The organism is Dictyobacter arantiisoli, from assembly GCF_008326305.1.
Lineage (GTDB): Bacteria > Chloroflexota > Ktedonobacteria > Ktedonobacterales > Ktedonobacteraceae > Dictyobacter > Dictyobacter arantiisoli.
The window spans coordinates 1-2,770 of record NZ_BIXY01000196.1; the positions used below are offsets into that span (position 1 = coordinate 1).

General features: G+C 54.4%; 3 protein-coding genes. All 3 read right to left on the reverse strand.

Translation table 11 applies throughout. The features are described 5' to 3' along the window. Nucleotides 1–122 precede the first annotated feature (122 nt). Genes F1593_RS27675 through tnpC form a run of 3 tightly spaced genes read right to left on the reverse strand, consistent with a single transcriptional unit; the run spans nucleotide 123 to nucleotide 2,641 of the window. Nucleotides 123–605 (reverse strand): hypothetical protein, encoded by a 483-nt coding sequence (locus F1593_RS27675; protein ID WP_149404778.1) that lies wholly within the window; start codon nucleotides 603–605, stop codon nucleotides 123–125. Next, complete coding sequence (locus tag F1593_RS27680; RefSeq protein ID WP_149404779.1) at nucleotides 602–1,378, reverse strand: DUF998 domain-containing protein; 777 nt, start codon at nucleotides 1,376–1,378, stop codon at nucleotides 602–604. The genes F1593_RS27675 and F1593_RS27680 overlap by 4 nt, the downstream gene beginning before the upstream one ends. Before the next feature lie 9 nt (nucleotides 1,379–1,387). Next, entirely contained in the window at nucleotides 1,388–2,641 is a 1,254-nt protein-coding gene (gene tnpC, locus F1593_RS27685) for an IS66 family transposase (RefSeq protein WP_172632520.1), read from the reverse strand. Nucleotides 2,642–2,770 lie beyond the last annotated feature (129 nt).

A 2,770-nucleotide genomic window follows, 5' to 3' on the forward strand; every position in this document is an offset into this window, starting at 1 on the left:
AATTGGTCACTGACTTCCCACGGTTTGGTTCGGGCCATCTTGGTTTCTCCTTTGCTTGGGGGATTCGTGTTCCTTTCCTTGTTCTTGATTCTATCATCTCCTTCCACGTTTTCGGATAAGTTCTAAGGGGTCATGCCTCGTGGCTTGTATATCGCCAGGCCCGTCAGCATGATCAATACCACCAGGGTGGCGCCAGAGGTGACCACCATTTTGAGCTGCATTCCGCTGGGATAGGCACCCAGGACACTCGTCTTTGCCGCGATGCCCGCCAGCAGGTCAATAGCCTGCGTATGGACCAGCAAGAGGAAGGTGGCACCGCTGGTGATCACCAATTTCAGCAGGACCCAATAGTGGCGGAACAGGCCCCACTTCGTGCTCAGTGATGAGACCACCCCGCTCGCGAGCGAAAGAGCAGCGAATGGAACGATGACGAACCACGCGGTCAACCGCATCGCGAGGTAGGTGGCGCGCACCAACTCTTGGTCCTGGCTGAGCATCCCAAAGAGGGCGAGCATCAGGAAGGCAGCGACCGCGCCAAACCAGCCAATCGAGGATGTGACATGCGCGGTGAGCGCGATCTTGCGCAGGCCAGGTGACAGGATCATCGCACGTGCCCTGCCCATGCCATAGTCAGAAGATGGAAGGGAAGAGACATACGCATATCCCCCATTCTCCCGCTGACATTCTCTATAATCACAACTGTCAGAACGAGAAGGATGACAATGACCACAAACACAATGACCCAGCGTGGTATCCCCATGATTGATGCACGATCCGATCTCACGCGAGCGGAAGGAGCAGAGAGCGGGGCATTCTGAGGAATATCCAGACCGCGCCTAGCGATGCGCCATAATCGGAGCGCAAGCATGAGAAGGCACAAGAACCAGACACCGACGATTATCCGCTGGAATAGGCCCAACCAGGGATGGAGCGGGTCTGCTGGCGTCTCGGCAAAAAAGCCGTTGAGCACGACCATCACAACCAGGGCGATTCCTGTGACTCTGGTGTAGATGGCAAGGTTGCGCCAGCGCTCATCGCGCGCAAACTGGAGCGACAACACAAAGAGCACAACCCCGATGCTCAGGAAAAACACCATGCCATTCATCATATGGACCCCAAGCGGATCGTAGATGTGACCTGCGGTATCTTCGCTCCTGGGGAAGAGGCCAGCTATGATCAGCTCTATCCCATTCCAGACGACAAGCGCCGGGCCCACCATCCAGAGTGACGTTTTCCGCACCCCCCGGTACAGTCCCACTCCAAACGCGATCATGAGGAGCCCGAACACTATAAAATTCACCTGCTGCACCCAGCCAAAGGGACCTGCCGTCAGGTCGCTGATCTCCTGCGCAATCGGATTGTATCCCAGGGTAACTATTCAGAAGGCTCATGCAAAAGTGGGAAGAACAGGATGCCCAGCCAAAGTGTTGTTAAGTGCAGAGAAGAGCGCAATACCTTGTTTTCGTAGTGTCGAGAGGTAGCTACGAATGCGACAGAACATGGCGATTCCATGCTCAGTTCGGAAGCAACCAGAGACTTTTTGCTGGACTTTGATCATCCTGAGATCTCGCTCCGCCAGATTGTTGTCAAATGGAACGGTAAAATCGTACAGGAACCGCAGCACCTGCCATTTGCACGTGGAGCATCGGTCCAGCAGGTTACGAGCAGGGTTTTGTTTGGCTCGCCCTGGTTTGCGCTTCGACTGCTCAGTCTTCCTCGGCGGTGGGGGAGGGGGATTGGCTTGGTAGCCCTCTTTGAGGATTTCATCGTAACGGCAGAGCAAACGTGCCAGCACCAACACATCGAGTTCCTGTTGGCCCAAGGCTTTGGCCTGCTCAACTTCGGCTTTCATGTCCAAAAGCAGATCTTTCATCTTGCGTGCCCAGGCTTGTTTGAGTTCTTCTTCGATGAAGGTCAGTTCGCGCAGGTGATGGACGTTGCACAATGCTTGCGTGAAGGAGTATCCCTGATAGCTTTTCAACCCATCGTGGACGCTGGTGCCACGAAAGAGAGGAGCAATGCCAATGGCATCCAAGCCTGCTCGCCCTCGGCAAGGGTGAGCTGCATAGTGGGTGAGTCGGTCGGTCGAGCAGACATGAACCCACCATCCATCAGTTCCGACACGCAGTCCCGTTTCATCCTGATTGACGACAGATGCTTTCACCAGACCCGCTTTGAGCTCTTGTTCCACGTCGGCTAATTGCTGATGGCACGTTTTGACAAAGCTGACGATGCTGCCTGCCGAGAGTTGGACGCCGAGCAGCTCCTGCAGGAGTTGACTGGCGCGAGCGTAAGGAACAGACTGGCCTTCCACCAGATAGGTGGCTATTGTCTGGATGCCCGTCCCATACTGCGCAGGAGCTTTCACGGTTGCGGGGAAGGACGCTCGCGTCAGGTGAAAACAGTGGGGACACTGCTTTTCTTCGACTCGATGTTCGGTGACCCAGAGTCGTTTGACCGGCAAATCCATCACTTGACGCCGCTCTGGGAGGTCTGCGGTTTGAGCTCGCAGATCATACTGACAGCGCTCACAACGTTCAACAGGGTGAATGAGGACGTGATCAGGAGTTTCTACCTGCTGCAAATGGTGCCCGCGATGACCTGGTTGCCCGCCTGCTTTCTTTCCACTTTTTTGTCGCAAGCTCTTTGGAATTGACCCGTTTTTGGAGGGGACTCAAACGGAAAGAATGAGTCAGTGGAAATGCATCAAATAAGAGAAAAGAACGATCATTTCTCTGTATATATACGTATTACGTATACGTATATATTA

What these genes read in the sequence shown, in the direction of transcription:
- F1593_RS27675 (WP_149404778.1), bottom strand. Translation starts at nt 605, where the DNA reads ATGATCCTGTCACCTGGCCTGCGCAAGATCGCGCTCACCGCGCATGTC.